18 protein-coding genes are annotated in these 19,585 nt (G+C 38.5%); 17 read left to right on the forward strand and 1 reads right to left on the reverse strand.

The annotated features are described in order from the left end of the window. The first annotated feature begins 228 nt into the window (after positions 1 to 228). The 15 genes from HMPREF9180_RS02275 to gap all read left to right on the forward strand — a co-directional run bounded on the left by HMPREF9180_RS02275 (position 229) and on the right by gap (position 15,652). Positions 229 to 495, forward strand: a complete 267-nt coding sequence (locus HMPREF9180_RS02275) for an ACT domain-containing protein (protein WP_006144721.1) — start codon at positions 229 to 231, stop codon at positions 493 to 495. Between the two features lie 9 nt (positions 496 to 504). Further along, on the forward strand, positions 505 to 1,842 hold the full coding sequence (locus tag HMPREF9180_RS02280) for a PFL family protein (protein ID WP_006144722.1): 1,338 nt from the start codon (positions 505 to 507) through the stop codon (positions 1,840 to 1,842). 299 nt (positions 1,843 to 2,141) lie between these two features. Continuing rightward, positions 2,142 to 2,513: a ribonuclease P protein component gene (rnpA, locus tag HMPREF9180_RS02285; RefSeq protein ID WP_006144724.1), complete on the forward strand. Its 372-nt coding sequence runs from the start codon at positions 2,142 to 2,144 to the stop codon at positions 2,511 to 2,513. Then, positions 2,488 to 3,303, forward strand: coding sequence for a YidC/Oxa1 family membrane protein insertase (locus tag HMPREF9180_RS02290; RefSeq protein ID WP_006144726.1), 816 nt, complete (start codon positions 2,488 to 2,490; stop codon positions 3,301 to 3,303). The genes rnpA and HMPREF9180_RS02290 overlap by 26 nt, the downstream gene beginning before the upstream one ends. A gap of 14 nt (positions 3,304 to 3,317) precedes the next feature. Continuing rightward, on the forward strand, positions 3,318 to 4,274 hold the full coding sequence (jag, locus tag HMPREF9180_RS02295) for an RNA-binding cell elongation regulator Jag/EloR (RefSeq protein WP_006144727.1): 957 nt from the start codon (positions 3,318 to 3,320) through the stop codon (positions 4,272 to 4,274). Between the two features lie 54 nt (positions 4,275 to 4,328). Then, positions 4,329 to 4,949, forward strand: a complete 621-nt coding sequence (locus tag HMPREF9180_RS02300; RefSeq protein ID WP_006144728.1) for a hypothetical protein — start codon at positions 4,329 to 4,331, stop codon at positions 4,947 to 4,949. 118 nt (positions 4,950 to 5,067) lie between these two features. Next, a complete protein-coding gene (tkt, locus tag HMPREF9180_RS02305) occupies positions 5,068 to 7,044 on the forward strand; it encodes a transketolase (RefSeq protein WP_006144729.1) in 1,977 nt (658 codons plus the stop codon). A 115-nt stretch (positions 7,045 to 7,159) separates the two neighbouring features. Then, on the forward strand, positions 7,160 to 7,480 hold the full coding sequence (yajC, locus tag HMPREF9180_RS02310; RefSeq protein ID WP_006144731.1) for a preprotein translocase subunit YajC: 321 nt from the start codon (positions 7,160 to 7,162) through the stop codon (positions 7,478 to 7,480). Positions 7,481 to 7,528: 48 nt separating this feature from the next. Then, positions 7,529 to 7,966 carry a low molecular weight protein-tyrosine-phosphatase gene (locus HMPREF9180_RS02315; RefSeq protein WP_025168563.1) on the forward strand — a complete coding sequence of 146 codons (438 nt, stop codon included), beginning with the start codon at positions 7,529 to 7,531 and terminating at the stop codon, positions 7,964 to 7,966. Then, complete coding sequence (locus HMPREF9180_RS02320) at positions 7,959 to 8,372, forward strand: MORN repeat-containing protein (protein WP_025168564.1); 414 nt, start codon at positions 7,959 to 7,961, stop codon at positions 8,370 to 8,372. The genes HMPREF9180_RS02315 and HMPREF9180_RS02320 overlap by 8 nt, the downstream gene beginning before the upstream one ends. 287 nt (positions 8,373 to 8,659) lie before the next feature. After that, positions 8,660 to 11,311, forward strand: a complete 2,652-nt coding sequence (gene adhE / locus HMPREF9180_RS02325) for a bifunctional acetaldehyde-CoA/alcohol dehydrogenase (protein ID WP_025168565.1) — start codon at positions 8,660 to 8,662, stop codon at positions 11,309 to 11,311. A gap of 124 nt (positions 11,312 to 11,435) precedes the next feature. Beyond that, positions 11,436 to 12,356 carry a helix-turn-helix domain-containing protein gene (locus HMPREF9180_RS02330; protein ID WP_006144735.1) on the forward strand — a complete coding sequence of 307 codons (921 nt, stop codon included), beginning with the start codon at positions 11,436 to 11,438 and terminating at the stop codon, positions 12,354 to 12,356. 177 nt (positions 12,357 to 12,533) lie between these two features. Further along, the gene (locus HMPREF9180_RS02335; protein WP_006144740.1) at positions 12,534 to 13,217 is read left to right on the forward strand and encodes an ABC transporter ATP-binding protein; all 684 of its coding nucleotides are present in this window, start codon (positions 12,534 to 12,536) and stop codon (positions 13,215 to 13,217) included. Beyond that, positions 13,186 to 14,487, forward strand: a complete 1,302-nt coding sequence (locus HMPREF9180_RS0101650; protein ID WP_006144741.1) for an ABC transporter permease — start codon at positions 13,186 to 13,188, stop codon at positions 14,485 to 14,487. The genes HMPREF9180_RS02335 and HMPREF9180_RS0101650 overlap by 32 nt, the downstream gene beginning before the upstream one ends. Before the next feature lie 154 nt (positions 14,488 to 14,641). Continuing rightward, positions 14,642 to 15,652, forward strand: coding sequence for a type I glyceraldehyde-3-phosphate dehydrogenase (gene gap / locus HMPREF9180_RS02340; RefSeq protein WP_000260673.1), 1,011 nt, complete (start codon positions 14,642 to 14,644; stop codon positions 15,650 to 15,652). A gap of 68 nt (positions 15,653 to 15,720) precedes the next feature. Here gap and HMPREF9180_RS02345 read toward each other — a convergent pair whose 3' ends face one another. Beyond that, positions 15,721 to 16,596: an RluA family pseudouridine synthase gene (locus HMPREF9180_RS02345; protein ID WP_006144744.1), complete on the reverse strand. Its 876-nt coding sequence runs from the start codon at positions 16,594 to 16,596 to the stop codon at positions 15,721 to 15,723. 88 nt (positions 16,597 to 16,684) lie between these two features. Here HMPREF9180_RS02345 and pbp2a point away from each other — a divergent pair, with 88 nt between their 5' ends. Then, positions 16,685 to 18,910, forward strand: a complete 2,226-nt coding sequence (pbp2a, locus tag HMPREF9180_RS02350) for a penicillin-binding protein PBP2A (RefSeq protein WP_006144747.1) — start codon at positions 16,685 to 16,687, stop codon at positions 18,908 to 18,910. A 183-nt stretch (positions 18,911 to 19,093) separates the two neighbouring features. After that, positions 19,094 to 19,573 carry an RNA polymerase sigma factor FliA gene (locus HMPREF9180_RS02355; RefSeq protein WP_006144748.1) on the forward strand — a complete coding sequence of 160 codons (480 nt, stop codon included), beginning with the start codon at positions 19,094 to 19,096 and terminating at the stop codon, positions 19,571 to 19,573. Positions 19,574 to 19,585 lie beyond the last annotated feature (12 nt).

Here is a 19,585-nt window from a genome sequence, read left to right on the forward strand (position 1 = left end):
AGCCCTGTGCTCTTAGTCTAGCTCTGGTCTACCGCTAGGACTCATGTCCTAGCGGGAACACTCATCATAAGATGGTAGGGTAGACGCTTGTTTACGAAATTGTTTTTCTATTAAGAACAATTTCGTAAGCAGGCGTTTTTTAGTTTTTTTGTTGTAAATGTGCTATACTGAGAAAAAAGAAAATCATAAAACTAGAAATTCTTATGATTTCAAGAATGGAGGTCCAATATGAAAGCTATTATAACTGTAGTTGGAAAAGATAAGGGTGGAATTGTTGCAGGTGTTGCAACTAAGATTGCTGAATTAGGATTAAATATTGATGATATTTCGCAAACAGTTTTGGATGAGTTCTTCACAATGATGGCTATTGTATCTAGTGATGAAAAACAAGATTTTACTCATTTGAGAAATGAATTTGAGGATTTTGGTCAGACTTTGAATGTTAAAATCAATATTCAGAGTGCGGCTATTTTTGATGCTATGTATAATATCTAGGAGGCGATTATGGATATTAGACAAGTTACTGAAACAATCGCCATGATTGAAGAGCAAAACTTTGATATCAGAACTATTACTATGGGGATTTCTCTTTTAGACTGTATTGACCCAGATATCAATAAGGCTGCGGATAAAATTTATAATAAAATAACTAGCAAAGCTGCCAATTTAGTAACGGTCGGTGATGAAATTGCTGCGGAACTTGGGATTCCTATTGTGAATAAACGGGTGTCTGTAACCCCGATTTCTCTGATTGGAGCAGCCACTGATGCAACAGATTATCTTCCTTTGGCAAAGGCTTTGGATAAGGCTGCCAAGGAAATTGGTGTGGATTTTATTGGAGGTTTTTCTGCCTTGGTACAAAAAGGGTACCAAAAAGGAGATGAAATCTTGATCAACTCTATTCCTCGCGCTTTGGCTGAGACAGATAAGGTTTGTTCGTCTGTCAATATTGGTTCGACTAAGTCAGGAATTAACATGACTGCTGTAGCTGATATGGGACGTATTATTAAAGAGACGGCTGTTTTATCGGATCTTGGCGCAGCTAAGTTAGTTGTTTTTGCGAATGCAGTCGAAGACAATCCTTTTATGGCGGGAGCCTTCCATGGTGTTGGTGAAGCAGATGTTATCATCAATGTCGGTGTCTCTGGTCCGGGCGTCGTCAAACGTGCCCTTGAAAAGGTACGTGGTGAAAGTTTTGATGTAGTTGCAGAAACCGTCAAAAAGACAGCATTTAAGATTACTCGTATCGGACAACTTGTTGGTCAAATGGCTAGTGAACGGCTTGGTGTGAAATTTGGGATTGTAGATCTGAGTTTGGCACCAACCCCTGCAGTTGGAGATTCTGTGGCTCGCGTTCTTGAGGAAATGGGGCTAGAAACTGTTGGTACTCACGGGACGACTGCAGCCCTAGCTCTTTTGAATGATCAGGTGAAAAAGGGTGGAGTAATGGCTTGTAACCAAGTTGGTGGTCTATCCGGTGCTTTTATCCCAGTTTCAGAAGATGAGGGGATGATTGCAGCCGTGCAAAATGGTTCTCTAAATCTTGAAAAATTAGAAGCTATGACCGCTATCTGTTCCGTAGGTTTAGATATGATTGCCATTCCTGAGGATACCCCTGCTGAAACGATTGCAGCTATGATTGCAGATGAGGCTGCTATAGGAGTTATCAATATGAAAACAACTGCAGTTCGTATTATTCCTAAAGGCAAAGAGGGGGATATGATTGAGTTTGGTGGCCTTTTGGGAACAGCTCCAGTTATGAAAGTCAATGGTGCTTCTTCAGCTGATTTCATTGCTCGTGGAGGTCAGATTCCAGCTCCCATTCATAGTTTTAAAAATTAATAAAAAATAATTTAAGTTCAATTTAAGGATAAGTGTGTATACTCTAATCATTAAATAAAGACCTCCTAACTTTATTTAATAGAATCCTAAACTTTTTTCATAATAATCTCCGACAAAAGCCATTCTTATGAGTGGCTTTTGTTTTATATTTGGGGAACAGTAGTAAATTTTCATAAAATTTGGTTATTTATTTTTTTAATGACTTTTTTACAGTACAAATAGCTTAAAACCTTGCTATAATTGGATTTTTGAAAATTTATGGTATAATAGTAGTAGTTTTATTAGATGGAGTATGATTTTTGAGAAAAAGCTTTCGTGTAAAAAAAGAGAAAGATTTCGATGCCATATTTAAAGAGGGAGAAAGTGTAGCTAATCGAAAATTTGTTATTTATCGATTAGAGAACCAGCAACAACATTTTCGAGTAGGTTTGTCAGTTAGCAAGAAGTTAGGAAATGCTGTGACAAGGAATCAAATCAAGAGAAGAATTCGTCATGTTTTGATTGAAAATAGTAACCAGATAGTTGATAATGTGGACTTTGTTGTTATTGCTCGAAAAGGCGTTGAAACTTTAGAATATGCAGAAATCGAACAAAACTTACTTCATGTTTTGAAATTAGCAAAGATATTCCAGGAAGGAAATAGGAGTGAAGAAAAAATTACAATTGACTAGTTTGATAGGTTTGTCCTTGTTGGTAATGACTGCTTGTGCAACTAGTGAAGTCTCTGCTGATTCAGCAGATTTTTGGAGTAAACTTGTTTATTTTTTTGCCGTAACCATTCGTTTTTTGTCATTTGATATCAGCATTGGTTTAGGAATTATCCTTTTCACAGTTTTGATTAGAACAATACTTTTACCGGTCTTTCAAACACAAATGGTGGCATCCAGAAAAATGCAAGAAGCCCAACCTCGTATAAAAGAATTGCGCGAGCGTTATCCAGGTCGTGATATGGAAAGTCGCACTAAGTTAGATCAGGAAACACGTAAACTATTTAAAGAATTAGGGATTAAACAATCTGCAACATTTTGGCCACTATTGATTCAAATGCCAATTCTGTTGGCTCTTTTCCAAGCTTTGTCAAACGTAGATTTTCTGAAGACCGGACATTTCTTGTGGTTCAATCTAGGTGGAGCTGATACAACTTTTGTACTACCTATTTTGGCTGCCTTGTTCACATTCTTTAGTAGTTGGCTTTCAAACAAAGCCTTACCTGAGAAAAATGCTGCCATGACAGGAATGATGTATGGAATGCCTGTTATTATCTTCTTTTTTGCAATCTCTGCACCAAGTGGTGTTGCACTTTACTGGGCGGTTTCAAATGCTTATCAAGTATTGCAGACTTACCTTTTGAACAACCCTTTCAAAATCATTGCAGAGCGTGAAGCAGATTTGCAAGCTAAGAAGGATCTGGAATCTAAGAAAAGAAAAGCTCTAAAGAAAGCACAGAAAAAGAAAAAGTAAGGAGGAATCTGATAATGGTATTATTTACAGGTTCAACAGTTGAAGAAGCAATCCAAAAAGGATTGAATGAATTAAATATTTCAAGAATGAAAGCTCATATCAAGGTTATTTCAAAAGAGAAAAAAGGTTTCTTTGGACTTTTTGGTAAGAAACCAGCTCAAGTTGATATCGAAGCAATTAGTGAGACAACAGTTGTAAAAGCAAATCAGCAAGCGATCAAAGGTGTCCCAAAAGAAATTAATGATCAAAATGATCCAGTTAAAACAGTCAGCGAAGCAACAGTTGATTTGGGACATGTAGTTGCAGCTATCAAGAAGATTGAAGAAGAAGGCCAAGAAATTTCTGAAGATGTCAAGGCTGAAATTCTTAAGAATGATAAAGAAGCTAGCACGATTTTAGAGGAAACAGGGCATATTGCAGTTTTAAAGGAATTGCAACCTGAGGAAACACAAGAAAATACTGACGAAGAGCAAAGTAGCGATTTAGATAATCTTGGTTTGAAAGTTGAACCAACTTATGACACTGAAAAGGTTGTTGAAGAAGTAACCAACTATGTTCAAGCAATCGTTGATGATATGGATGTTGAGGGAACCATCTCTAGCACATCTAACCGTCGCTCCATTAATATGCAAATTGACACTAACGAACCTGGTCGTATTATCGGTTACCACGGTAAGGTTTTGAAATCTCTTCAACTTCTAGCGCAAAATTACCTTTACAATCGTTATTCAAAAACTTTCTATATCACTATCAACGTAAATGACTATGTGGAACACCGTGCAGAAGTTTTGCAGAGCTATGCGCAAAAATTAGCTACACGTGTATTGGAAGAAGGCCGTAGTCAGATGACAGACCCAATGTCAAGTAGCGAGCGTAAAATTATCCATCGTATCATTTCGCGAATGGAAGGGGTAACGAGTTACTCTGAAGGTGACGAACCAAATCGTTACGTTGTCGTTGACACAGAATAAAAAAATGAAAAATCAGGTTTTTCCTGATTTTTTTCTAGCTAATAAAGGAGCCATATGAACGAAATAAAGAATTATCTTGCTTATCAAGGGGAACAGTATCGAAATCCAGATAAAGCTGGAGATGAAAAGGATAAAATGCTAACCTTGCGTAAAAAAGGGCAGGAAGCACGAAAGGGATTTACTCATCTAGCTGAGTGTTTTCAAACGAAGCATTCTGATTGGAATTTACATCCAACTAGCCAATGGATGAATCAAGCGCAGAGATTACGGCCTCACTTTTGGGCTTATTTACAGAGAGAGGGGCAGATTACGGAACCCATGATGGCTCTTCGTTTGTATGGAAGTCAGAATAATTGGGGAATCTCTTTAGAAGTTAGTTTTATAGAGAGAAAGAAAGATGAAGCTACCTTATCAAAACAGGCTAAAGTTTTGGATGTGCCAGTGGTTGAGGGAATCTATTATTGGGTTCAGAAAAACGATGAGAGTTATAGAGTGCAGGCTACCGAGGAGAATAGACAACTGTTGAGACGACAATTATCTAATCAGGAGATTCGCAAGGTATTAATAAAAGCTGATGTTTCAGTAACTGATGAGGAAAGTATGGATAAAGTCTTAGAAGGACTAGATAGAGCTTTTGAAACATTATTACCTTACTACTTAGCAACTAGAAATTAGCCTAATCGGCTGAGGCATTTTATAGTAAATTGTTATATTGCTATTCTAGCCATTTTTTCATATAATAGAAGAATAGGATACGTGGTATACTTATCACATCAAAGAGAAAGGAAATTCTATGTCAAATCAATCTGTTAATGCGATTCGTTTTTTAGGTATTGACGCTATCAATAAAGCGAACTCAGGTCACCCAGGAGTGGTTATGGGGGCTGCACCGATGGCTTACAGCCTATTTACTAAAGAACTTCGTATCAATCCAGCTCAACCAAACTGGATCAACCGCGACCGCTTTATTCTTTCAGCTGGTCATGGTTCAATGCTCCTCTATGCTCTTCTTCATCTCTCTGGATTTGAAGATGTGAGTATGGATGAAGTGAAGAGCTTCCGTCAATGGGGTTCTAAAACACCAGGTCATCCAGAATTTGGTCATACAGCAGGAGTTGATGCAACAACAGGTCCTCTAGGACAAGGGATTGCGACTGCGACAGGTTTTGCACAAGCAGAACGTTTCCTTGCAGCTAAGTACAACCGCGAAGGTTATAACATCTTTGACCACTACACATATGTTATCTGTGGAGATGGTGACTTGATGGAAGGTGTCTCAAGTGAAGCTGCATCTTATGCAGGTTTGCAAAAACTTGACAAGCTGGTTGTTCTTTATGATTCAAATGATATCAACTTGGATGGTGAGACAAAAGATTCATTCACAGAAAGTGTTCGTGACCGTTACAATGCCTACGGTTGGCATACAGCCTTGGTTGAAGACGGAACAGACTTGGAAGCAATTCATGCGGCTATTGAAGAAGCTAAGGCTTCAGGGAAACCATCTTTGATTGAAGTGAAAACTGTCATTGGTTATGGTTCTCCAAACAAACAAGGAACTAATGCCGTACACGGTGCCCCTCTTGGAGCAGACGAAACTGCAGCAACTCGCCAAGTACTTGGTTGGAACTATGAACCATTTGAAATCCCAGCGGAAGTTTATGCTGACTTCAAAGAAAATGTGGCAGACCGAGGTGCATCAGCATATGAAGCATGGACAAAACTAGTTGCAGATTATAAAAAAGCTCACCCAGAACTTGCTGCAGAAGTGGAAGCAATCATCGACGGACGCGATCCAGTTGAATTGACTCCAGAAGACTTCCCAGCTTTAGAAAATGGCTTCTCTCAAGCAACTCGTAACTCAAGTCAGGATGCCTTGAATGTAGTGGCTGCTAAATTGCCAACCTTCTTGGGTGGATCAGCTGACCTTGCTCATTCAAATATGACTTACATCAAAACTGACGGACTTCAGGACGATGCAAATCGCTTGAACCGTAATATCCAATTTGGTGTTCGTGAATTTGCAATGGGTACAGTTTTGAACGGAATGGCTCTTCATGGCGGACTTCGTGTTTATGGTGGAACATTCTTCGTCTTCTCAGACTATCTTAAGGCAGCGGTTCGATTGTCAGCTCTGCAAGGTCTTCCTGTAACTTATGTCTTTACCCACGATTCAATCGCTGTTGGTGAGGATGGACCAACTCATGAACCAGTCGAACACTTGGCAGGACTTCGTGCGATTCCAAACCTTAATGTTTTCCGCCCAGCAGATGCGCGTGAAACTCAAGCAGCTTGGTACCTAGCAGTGAAGAGTGAAAAGACACCAACTGCCCTTGTCTTGACTCGTCAAAACTTGACTGTTGAAGAAGGAACAGACTTTGAGAAGGTTGCAAAAGGGGCTTATGTTGTCTATGAAAATGCAGCAGACTTCGACACTATCTTGATTGCAACAGGTTCAGAAGTGAACTTAGCTGTTGCAGCCGCTAAAGAATTAGCAAGTCAAGGTGGGAAAGTCCGCGTGGTCAGCATGCCATCTACAGATGTCTTTGATGCACAAGATGCAGCCTACAAAGAAGAAATATTACCAAATGCAGTTCGTCGCCGTGTAGCTGTCGAAATGGGAGCAACCCAAAACTGGTATAAATACGTTGGCCTTGATGGAGCAGTTCTTGGTATTGATACCTTTGGAGCATCTGCCCCAGCTTCAAAAGTTTTAGCAGAGTATGGATTTACAGTTGAAAACTTGGTGAAAATTGTAAACAACTTGAAATAAGAAAAATCAGAGCTTTGCTCTGGTTTTTTATTGACCTAAAACTAAGGTGCAATCTTGTAAAAAATAGTGAAATCTGATATAGTAGTTTTATCTGAATTACAAAGGAGAAAATACTATGAATCCCAATTTAACATTTGTGATTATGCTTGTAGTCATGTTTGGATTGATGTTCTTTATGCAACGTTCTCAAAAGAAACAAGCTGAAAAACGCATGGAGAGTCTCAACAAACTTCAAAAAGGCTATGAAGTCATTACCATTGGTGGTTTATACGGTACAGTTGATGAAGTTGATACTGAAAATAAAACGATCGTACTAGATGTAGACGGAGTATACTTGACTTTTGAACTTGGAGCAATCAAGTCTGTCTTGCCACTGAAAGAAGCTGTCACACCTGAAGGTACAGTTGTTGACGGCGAAAGCGCGATTGAAGAATAAAACGGGGTGGATCTCATTCCCGTTTTTCTATGAAGATGAGGAACAATGATGAAAAAGGTTGTTTTTGTTTGCCTTGGTAATATTTGCCGTAGCCCTATGGCAGAATTTGTAATGAAATCTTTAACTGATGATTATGAGATTGAAAGTCGAGCAACTTCTTCTTGGGAGCACGGCAATCCAATTCACAAAGGAACTCAGGAAATCTTTAAAACTCATGATATTCCTTATAATTCATCAAAAGCATCACAACAAATCTCTAAGGCTGATTTTGAATATTTTGACTATATCATCGGAATGGATGAATCCAATCTTCTTGACTTGACAAAGATGTGTCCTCAGGAACATCATCATAAGATAGAGGCATTTGCTTCTGAAAGTGTTCCAGATCCATGGTATACAGGTGATTTTGATGAAACTTATCATCGAGTTTTAGATGGCTGCAGAGCATGGCTAACTCGTTTAGAAAATGAGGCAAAAAATGGATAATCTAAAGAAACTCTATGATAAATACAGTGTCTATATAACACGTCCTCGTTTAGAAATTGCGACAGTAGTAGTCATAGTCCTTTGTGCAATTTTTGTATTTGTAGGGAATATGCCAAAACAAGGAGTCTTAAAGCTAGATGGTGATTCACTTGTATATGATGGGAGCATCGTCCGTGGGAAAATGAATGGTCAAGGAACAATGACCTTCTCAAATGGCGATACCTACACTGGGGAATTTAAAAACGGAGCATTTAACGGGCAGGGGACCTACCAAGCTAAGGATGGTTGGGTTTATGAAGGCCACTTTGTTAATGGTCAAGCCGAAGGTAAAGGGAAATTAACTACTGAGCAAGAAGTTGTTTATGAAGGTGACTTCAAGCAAGGACTATTCCAACAAGCACAATAACCTCCTAACTCGGAGGTTTTTTATTAAGAAGAAAAGTAAACGTTTTCTCAAATTTGCTATTGGAAACATCATTAAAAAAGTTTGTGAAATAAAATAATTTCAATAACATTTTCACAAAGATTAGTAAAAGAGTGCATAAAAACAGTAACTTAATAAAAAATTCACAATAAAATGAAAATTCTTTGTGAAATACCTATGAAACTGTTTACAAAGTATAAAAAAATTGTTATAATGAACTTGTGAAAAAATTAACAAAGGGTTTTCCCTTAAAGACAATGGAGGAAAATATGGCTGATAAAAAAACCGTAACACCTGAAGAAAAGAAACTTGCTGCTGAAAAGCATGTAGATGGTTTAGTACAAAAAGCTTTAGTTGCGCTAGAAGAAATGCGTAAATTAAATCAAGAACAAGTTGACTACATCGTAGCAAAAGCATCTGTAGCTGCCCTTGATGCGCACGGAATTCTTGCTCAGCACGCAGTAGAAGAAACTGGACGCGGTGTGTTTGAAGATAAGGCAACAAAAAATTTATTTGCCTGCGAACACGTAGTTAACAATATGCGTGGTGTCAAAACAGTTGGAGTTATCGAAGATGATCCAGTTACAGGTTTGACTAAGATTGCTGAACCTGTAGGTGTTATCTGCGGTATCACTCCAACAACAAACCCAACTTCAACAGCTATTTTCAAATCATTGATTGCTTTGAAAACACGTAACCCAATCGTTTTTGCCTTCCACCCATCAGCGCAAGAATCATCAGCTCACGCAGCACAAATCGTTCGTGATGCAGCAATTGCAGCTGGTGCTCCTGAAAACTGTGTTCAATGGATTACAAAGCCTTCAATGGAAGCAACTGGAGCACTTATGAACCACGAAGGTGTTGCAACTATTCTCGCAACTGGTGGGAATGCTATGGTTAAAGCTGCATACTCATGTGGGAAACCAGCTCTAGGGGTAGGTGCCGGGAACGTTCCAGCCTATGTAGAAAAATCAGCTGACCTCCGTCAAGCTGCTCATGATATCGTTATGTCTAAATCATTTGATAACGGTATGGTCTGTGCGTCAGAACAAGCAGTTATTATCGATAAAGAAGTTTACGATGAATTTGTAAAAGAATTCAAGTCATATCACACTTATTTTGTAAACAAGAAAGAGAAAGCTCTTCTTGAAGAATTCTGTTTTGGTGTGAAAGCTAACAGCAAAAACTGTGCGGGTGCTAAACTAAACGCAAACATCGTTGGTAAACCAGCTGCATGGATTGCGGAACAAGCTGGATTCAGTGTTCCAGAAGGAACAAATATCTTGGCTGCAGAATGTGCAGAAGTAGGACCAAAAGAACCATTAACTCGTGAAAAATTGTCACCAGTTATTGCAGTTCTAAAAGCTAAAGATACTGAAGATGGTCTTAAAAAAGCACGTCAAATGGTTGAGTTCAACGGGCTTGGCCACTCAGCAGCTATCCATACAAAAGATGAAGCTCTTGCTAAACGCTTTGGTACAGAAATCAAAGCAATGCGTATTATCTGGAACTCTCCATCTACTTTCGGTGGTATCGGTGACGTATACAATGCCTTCATTCCTTCATTGACACTTGGATGTGGTTCATATGGTCACAATTCAGTTGGTGATAACGTGAGTGCAATCAACCTTCTAAACATCAAGAAAGTAGGGAAACGTAGAAATAATATGCAATGGTTTAAAGTTCCTTCAAAAATTTACTTCGAACGCAATTCTATCCAATACCTTCAAACATGTGAAGATATTGAGCGCGTGATGATTGTTACAGATAAATCTATCGAAAGACTCGGTTTCGTTCAACGTGTTATTGATCAGTTGAACAAACGTAGTAACCGTGTAACTATCGAAGTTTTCTCAGATGTTGAACCAGATCCGGATATCACAACTGTAGAACGCGGTGCCGAAGTGATGAAAGCATTCGCACCAGACACAATCATCGCGCTTGGTGGTGGTTCTCCAATGGATGCTGCTAAAGTAATGTGGCTCTTCTACGAACAACCAGAAATTGACTTCCGTGATTTGGTTCAAAAATTCATGGATATCCGTAAACGTGCCTTCCGCTTCCCATCACTTGGTAAGAAAGCGAAATACATCGGTATTCCAACAACTTCAGGTACAGGTTCAGAAGTAACACCGTTTGCCGTTATCTCTGACAAGAAAAACAACCGCAAATACCCATTGGCTGACTACTCATTGACGCCAACTATTGCGATTGTTGACCCAGCTTTGGTTGAATCAGTTCCTGACTTTATCGCTGCAGATACAGGTATGGATGTGTTGACACACGCGACTGAAGCTTATACTTCAAACTTTGCTAACGATTATACAGATGGTATCGCTCTTCAAACAATCAAACTTGTCTTTGAATGGTTAGAAAAATCTGTTAAAACAGCTGACCCAGAAGCTCGTGAAAAAATGCATAATGCTTCTACAATGGCTGGTATGGCCTTTGCCAACGCCTTCCTTGGTATGAGCCACTCAATGGCTCACAAGATTGGTGGTGTTCACCATACTGTTCACGGCCGTACAAATGCAATCTTACTTCCATACGTTATCCGTTACAACGGAACTCGTCCATCTAAGACGACTACATGGCCTAAATACAACTACTGGAAAGCTGATGAAAAATTCCAAGATATCGCTAAAATGCTTGGTTTGCCTCACTCAACTCCAGAAGAAGCAGTTGAAGCTTATGCCAAAGCAGTTTACGAACTTGGTGTTGCAGTAGGAATCAAGATGAACTTCAAGGATCAAGGAATTGATGAAAAAACTTGGAAAGACAGCTTGCATGAAATTGCCTTGCTTGCTTACGAAGACCAATGTTCACCAGCAAACCCACGTTTACCGATGGTAGCTGATATGGAAGAAATCATGGCAGATGCTTACTATGGTTATGCAGAACGTCCAGGACGTCGTAAATAATCGTTTATCAGCCTAGAGACAGGAGAAATCCTGTCTCTATTTTTTGTAAAATTAATTGAAAAATGTTAGAATGAGCATGTAAGTTGATTTGAATTTCAAAGTTTTTATAATGATGTGAGGGTAAGTGCGAGCAGTGAATGAATTAGGAGATAAGGTACGGCTACTTAGAGAAGAGAAAGGACTTAGTCGTCCAGTTTTTTGTGGAGATGAGTCAGAACTGTCAGTTCGTCAGTTGGTCCGCATCGAAAAAGGAGAATTTCGTCCTACGATAAAAACACTAGAATACATTGCGGATAGGCTAGGCATTCCATCTTATGTCTTGATGCCAGACTATAAGGAATTACCCAAGCGTTACCAAGAATTAAAATACTTTCTTCTTCATCATCCTGACTATGGAGACAAAGAGTTACAGGAACAGAAGGAAGAATATTTTGATGAGATTTTTGAATGTTTTTATGATGATTTGCCACGTGATGAGAAAGTACTAGTGGATTGTCTTCAAGCTATAGATGAAGTGAGAGCGACTAGTAATTCCTTATACGGAAGCAGTGTGATGGAAGACGGTCTTCAAGACTTACTATCCAGAGATGTATATAAAGTTGAGGACCTTTTGAAATTGAGACTGTATTTCAACTGTCAGTTAATGGATGGTTTAAATGTGGGTGAGATAAAAGAATCTGAGCATGAAACCATTCTTTGTTTTCATGACAAACTAAGTTCTCAGGTTGATAAGATAGAGTTCGATTGTTTGGACTTGCTTAGAGATTCCTTGTTAGCTTCTTTAGCTTGTATAGAAATTATGGGACTGTTTCATTATTTTAAGAGGGCAGTTGAAACGTTAAATAAAATAGGGCAAAAAACACGAGATTTTCAAAAACAACCGATTGTCTTGATGGTGGAGTGGAAATATTATATTCAGACGGATTATGAAACAGCCAAACAAAAGTATGAAGAAGCAAAAATGATGGCGAAAATGTTTGACAATGAGAAGTTAATCGTTAGTTTAGATAATGAATGGACGGAGGATCTAGAAAAATATCGTTAAATAGGTTAATAAGAGTGACATTTCTGTCATTGGAGAAATGTCGCTTTTTTGTTACAATGAATTCGAAAAAAAGAAGGAATTTTTTTGAATCTGATTCTGTTAGATTAATTTATATTAGTATTGTTTATTTTAGTTTGTATCGGTACACGATAACACAAGTGATTAAAGGAGATTATAATGTCCATTTTATCCATTAAAAATATTTCAAAATTTTACGCCTTGGATGGTAATAATCAAGAACAGGCTCTAAGGAATATTAACCTGCAAATTGCTGAAGGGAAAATCACTGCGATTTATGGTCCGTCAGGCTGTGGAAAAACCAGTCTATTGAATATCATCAGTGGTCTTGATAGAGAGTATGAGGGAGTTTTAGAATTTAAAAGAGCCTCACTCCGTGAGCTATCAGAGATTGAACTAACTCAATTTCGCAAAGATAATATTGGATTTGTCTTTCAAAACTTCAATCTTATTCCCCACCAGTCTGTTTTGGACAATGTTAAGTTGCCTCTCTATGTCAAAGATTTATCGGATAAAGAAATGACAAGGATCGCTCAGGAACAACTTATCAGTCTAGGGATGGAGCCTTTTATGGCCAAGAATGTAAAACAACTTTCTGGTGGGCAAAAGCAACGTGTAGCCATTGCACGTGCTCTGGTAAACCAACCAGATATGATTGTAGCTGATGAGCCAACTGGGTCACTGGATTCCCAATCCCAAGAAATGGTATTAGAAGTATTTAAAAGTTTAGCCAAAGCTGGGAAAACAGTACTGATTGTTACTCATAACCCGGAGGTTACTGAATATGCAGATGTGATTATCAAAATGAAGGATGGTGAAATCGTTGAAGAAGTCAAAAAATAAAGGATTGTCCTTTAAAAACAAATTCAAACTTTCTTTAAGTAACTTTATGGAAAGAAAGTGGCGTAACTTGTTGATTGCAGTAGCAACCTCGATTGGTTTTGTAGGCGTGTTGATTTCTTTTGGTCTAGGAAATGCCTTGATTTCGATGATTGATGAAAATACCAATGGTGGCAAGCTCCCTTCCCAAGCTCAGATTGCACTGAATTCCAGCGTTGCTGGCAGAGGTTTTCTAAACCAAGATGATAAGAACTACATCACAGACACGATTGGGAAAGAAAATATTAAATATCTAGAAAGTCCTTTTAGCATGACCATGTCAAAGATTAGCATAGACGGACACGAAGTAGATTTTAGCCAATCCATGCCTTCTTATGCTCAAGTCGTGAGTTTGTATGAAGATACAAGTATTTCTGTTAGTAGCAATGAAAAAGAAAAAGTGCTAGCAGGCACTCTTTATACGGATGTTAACGAGCAGGGATTGACGATTCCGATGAGTTTGCTCAAAAATTGGAATGAACAAACAGGGAAAAATCTAACAGCTAGTGATGTTATTGGCAAGCCAGTCTCAGCAACCATTGTAGAAAATGCTGCTGAAGGTAGCAAGTTGGCAGATTTTCAAACTCATATTGTGCGTGTCATCAATGACGAAGATGATGCAGAGGAAAGCAATAGTTTTATGGCTTCTAACCAGATGGAAACGATCTTAAAAGAAGCTGGATTTACAAAGGCTGTATCCTATTTTATTCTGGAACTTAAAGATCCTTCTCGTACGAAAACAGCAATAGAAGAATTGCAGAAAAATAAGAAGTATACAGTTCTTTCTCAACAGGCAGTTCTTAATATTGTGATTACTTTTATTCGTGTTATTCAGGGGCTCTTGATTGTACTTTCTTCACAAGCTATTGTGGTGGCTGCAGTTATGATAGGGATCATTATTTACATCAATATTATGCAACGTTCTAAAGAAATTGGTGTCATGAAGGCAGTTGGTTATCAAAATAGAGATGTGAAAGGAATTTTTATCTATGAGGCACTGTGGATTGTTATGATTGCCTTGTTTATAGCATTTGTGATTGCGCAAGGTTTAGGAAGTATAGCGAATGTAGTTGTGAATCATTTCTATCCGTCTATCTCTAAAGTTTTTGAATTGAACTTCCTCTCTATTTTTAGCACACTAGTTTTTGCTTTACTACTTGGGTATATTTCAGCTTACTTTCCAGCCCGTAAGATTAGTAAAATGGATCCAGTAGAATCTCTACGCTATGAATAAGTGTAAAAAGAAACTAACATAGAAAATCAAGGCCAGCGCTTGCAATTTAGCTTAAATAGTTATATAATAAAAACGTTGAAAGGTGATTTGTAGTGATTCAAGTTACTCTTTTCACAATAAAATTTTCATGATTTTCATAAGGAGGAAATCACTAATGGTAGTTAAAGTTGGTATTAACGGTTTCGGTCGTATCGGACGTCTTGCTTTCCGTCGTATCCAAAACGTAGAAGGTGTTGAAGTTACTCGCATCAACGACCTTACAGATCCAGTTATGCTTGCACACTTGTTGAAATACGACACAACTCAAGGTCGTTTCGACGGTACTGTGGAAGTTAAAGAAGGTGGATTCGAAGTTAACGGCAAATTCGTTAAAGTTTCTGCTGAACGCGATCCAGAACAAATCGACTGGGCTAACGACGGTGTAGAAATCGTTCTTGAAGCAACTGGTTTCTTTGCTACTAAAGCAGCTGCTGAAAAACACTTGCATGCTGGTGGTGCTAAGAAAGTTGTTATCACTGCTCCTGGTGGATCAGATGTTAAAACAGTCGTATTTAACACTAACCACGATATTCTTGATGGTACTGAAACAGTTATCTCAGGTGCTTCATGTACTACAAACTGTTTGGCTCCAATGGCTAAAGCTCTTCATGACAACTTCGGTATCGTTGAAGGTTTGATGACTACTATCCACGGTTACACTGGTGACCAAATGGTTCTTGACGGACCACACCGTAAAGGTGACCTTCGCCGTGCTCGTGCTGCTGCAGCTAACATCGTTCCTAACTCAACTGGTGCTGCTAAAGCAATCGGTTTGGTTATCCCTGAATTGAACGGTAAATTGGACGGAGCTGCTCAACGTGTTCCTGTACCAACTGGTTCAGTAACTGAATTGGTAGCAGTTCTTGACAAAAACGTTACTGTTGATGAAGTAAACGCAGCTATGAAAGCAGCTTCTAACGAATCATACGGATACACTGAAGATCCAATCGTATCTTCTGATATCGTAGGTATGTCATTCGGTTCATTGTTTGACGCAACTCAAACTAAAGTCCTTGATGTTGACGGTAAACAATTGGTTAAAGTTGTTTCATGGTATGACAACGAAATGTCTTACACTTCACAACTTGTTCGTACTCTTGAATACTTCGCTAAAATCGCTAAATAATTCCTGAGTCAATTAAAGCAAGGCCGACTGGCCTTGCTTTTTGCTTATAATAAAAATGGATGATGAAATCATCCATTTTGTTTTAATTCTCTTTCAAATGTATCTGATAGCGCAGTAAAACTTAATTTTTTTAAAGTTAGAGGGTGGATAAAGGATAGCTTAAATGCGTGAAGCATCAGTCTGCTAGTTTTGGAATGTGGGTTGTAGAGGGGGTCTCCGAGGATTGGGTGCCCGTGGTGAGATAGATGAACTCGAATTTGATGAGTTCGTCCTGTTTTCAATTTACAGCGAACGAGACTGGTTTTGTTTTGGAATTGCTTTAACCGAGTTACTTGGGTTTCAGCGCATTGACCGTTTTTCGGGTCAACTATCCGTTTTCTACGATCATGGCGATTGCGACCGAGTTTGTCTCGAAAGATAAGTTCTTTAGCCTCTATTTTTCCATCCACTAGAGCCCAGTATTCTCGGGAAATTTCTTTTTTCTCTAATAATCGGTTTAGGATGGGGAGTATGAATGGATTTTTAGCAAATAGTACGAGACCACTCGTTTCCTTATCTAGCCGATGAATAACATAGCAGGTTTGCCCGACATAGGCGGAGACATGATTAAGAAGGGCAATCTCATCAGGTTGATTTCCATGTGTTTTCATACCTTCGGGTTTATTGACGACAATTAAATGTTGGTCTTGATAGATTTCTTTTACAAGTTTGGGGTCTCCCGGAGTAATTTCTTTTACAGGATAATCTTCCTCGTCAAAAATCAATTGACATTCGTCTCCTGCTTTAATGGTTTGGTGCCAGTGAACTTCTTCTTGATTGACGAGGATGTTTTTTTTAACCCTCAAAAAATGACGTATTTTTCGAGGGATTAACAATTGCTCTTCCAGAAAAAATTTGACTGTCATTTCAGGCAAAGCATCAGGTATAGTAAAGGTAAATTTCATACAGATATTGTAACAAAAATTAGTTTATTTGGACAGGGGAATTAGCTAAATTCTTGTCTTCCTATGGGGAAGATGATAAAATAAACGCATGAAATTAGATACATTATTTGAAAAATTTCTTTCTTTATTTAAAAAAGAAGAATCCGAAATTGAAGAAACAGAGATTGATGATGTTGAATATGAAGATAGTGAGTCTGGTAATTTACGACGTTCAAGAGCAGGACGCAAGAAAGGTGGTTCGGTTGGTCCTATTCGAAAATTCTGGCGCCGATATCATTTGACAAAAATCTTTTTGATTCTTGGGCTCAGTGCAAGCCTGTTTGTTGGAGTCTATTTATTTGCCCTAGCAAAATCGACAAATGTTACAGACTTACAAAACGCTTTAAAAACTCGTACTCTGATTTTTGACAGAGAAGAAAAAGAGGCAGGAGCCCTGTCAGGGCAAAAAGGGACCTATGTCGAACTTCCTGAAATTAGTGAAGATTTGCAGAATGCTGTTATTGCGACAGAAGATAGAAGCTTCTATAAAAATAGTGGAATAAACTATGGCCGTTTTTTCCTAGCTATTCTAACAGGTGGTCGTTCAGGTGGTGGTTCTACAATTACTCAGCAGTTGGCAAAGAATGCCTATCTTTCACAAGATCAAACTGTGCAGAGAAAGGCCAAAGAATTCTTTCTTGCTTTAGAATTAACCAAAAAATACAGTAAAAAAGAAATTCTAACCATGTATTTGAACAACGCCTACTTTGGAAATGGAGTTTGGGGTGTTGAAGATGCTAGTAAAAAGTACTTTGGAGTTTCAGCTTCTCAATTAACGCTTGATGAAGCCGCCACTTTAGCAGGTATGCTTAAAGGACCAGAGCTATACAACCCTTTGAATTCAATTGAAGGCTCTACTAATCGCAGGGATACTGTTTTGCAAAATATGGTAGCAGCTGGCTATATTGATAAGAATAAAGAAGCAGAAGCTGCGGGTGTTGATATGGCATCTCAACTTCAGGATGCTTATGAAGGGAAAATTTCAGACTACCGTTATCCTTCCTATTTTGATGCAGTCGTTAATGAAGCAATTGAAAAGTATAATCTAACTGAAGAAGAAATCGTTAATAACGGTTATCGAATTTATACGGAATTGGACCAAAATTACCAAGCTAATATGCAGGTCATCTATCAAAACACCTCTCTCTTTCCGACGGCAGAAGATGGAACTCATGCCGAGTCTGGTAGTGTAGCTTTGGAACCAAAAACAGGAGGAGTACGTGGAGTTGTTGGCCGTGTGGCAGGTGCTAACAAACCTGGTTTCCGAAATTTCAACTATGCAACCCAATCCAAAAGAAGTCCAGGTTCCACTATTAAACCTTTAGTTGTATACACACCAGCAGTCGAAGCAGGGTGGGCTTTAAATAAAGAGTTGGATAATCATACTATGGAATATGGGAACTATAAAGTTGACAACTACGCAGGAATTAAAACGTCACCAGAAGTTCCAATGTATCAAGCTTTAGCTCAATCTTTAAACCTTCCTGCAGTAGCAACGGTCAAGCAACTTGGTATCGATAAGGCTTTTGAATCAGGCGAAAGATTTGGGCTTGACTTGGCAAATGTTGATCGTGTGTTAGGAGTAGCTCTGGGTGGTGGTGTGGAAACAAACCCGCTACAAATGGCACAGGCTTATGCAGCATTCGCAAATGAAGGTTTGATGCCTGAAGCGCATTTTATTACTCGAATTGAAAATGCTAGTGGGCAAGTAATTGCTACCCATAAAAATTCTCAAAAACGAGTAATTGACAAGTCAGTAGCTGACAAAATGACCAGTATGATGCTAGGAACTTTTACAAATGGTACAGGAGTTAGTTCTTCGCCTGATGGCTATGTTATGGCTGGGAAGACTGGGACAACGGAAGCAGCATTTAATCCAGTGTATACAAGTGACCAATGGGTAATAGGGTATACGCCTGATGTAGTAATTAGCCATTGGCTTGGTTTCCCAACTACGGACGAGAACCATCATCTAGCAGGATCGACTTCGGATGGTGCGGCGCATATTTTTAGAAGTATGGCTGAAACACTTCTCCCCTATACCCCAGGAAGCACTTTTACTGTTGAAAATGCTTATAAGCAAAATGGTATTGCACCTAAAAATGTTCGAAATCAAGCAAATGAAAGAGGTAATACACAATCAAGTGATAACATTGCTGACATTCGAGGCCGGGCTCAGAATCTCATCGATGAGGCGGGACGAGCAATTTCAGATGCTAAGATTAAAGAAAAAGCACAAACAATCTGGGACACAATAGTAAACTTGTTCCAATAATCCTTATATGAAATGGCAAGAATAATATCTTGCCGTTTTTTGTATCCTGAAATGACTGAAAATGTATCTAAAAGGCATGTAACCATTCCAAAAGTTTGAGCTTAGATAAGTAAAACAACAAAATAAAAGTAAAGATCTCTACAATATATAACTCTGCTATACTGTATGTAGAAAAGGAGAGTAATGATGTTAGAAAAAAGTTACCAAGAAGTAAAAGCTATCGTACACAAGTGTCGAAAAGAGTACTATCTTCATTTATGGGAAATAGAAGATTGGGATCAGGAAGGAATGATTTGTCTTCATGAATTATTGGAAAACTATCCAGAATTCAAGAAGAAAAAAGATAAACAATTCTATATCTACTTTAAAACAAAATTCCGAAATCGAATTTTAGATGCTATTCGAAAGCAAGAAAGTCATAAAAGAAAATTGGATCGGCAAGTTTATGAAGAAGTGAGTGAGATTAGTCACCGGTTAGGTGAAGGGGGGCTATTGTTGGATGATTCCTACGCCCTCCAAGATATGCTGAAGAGCTATCAAGCTGGATTAGGAAAAGAGAAACTGGAGCATTTCGAGCGATTGTTAGCAGATGAACGCTTTAAAGGTAGAAAAGCAATGCTTAAAGAACTGCGATTTATTCTAAAAGATTTCGAACCAAAGTAGCAAAAACATTCC

The sequence above is a fragment of the Streptococcus peroris ATCC 700780 genome (assembly GCF_000187585.1).
In the GTDB taxonomy this organism is placed as follows: domain Bacteria; phylum Bacillota; class Bacilli; order Lactobacillales; family Streptococcaceae; genus Streptococcus; species Streptococcus peroris.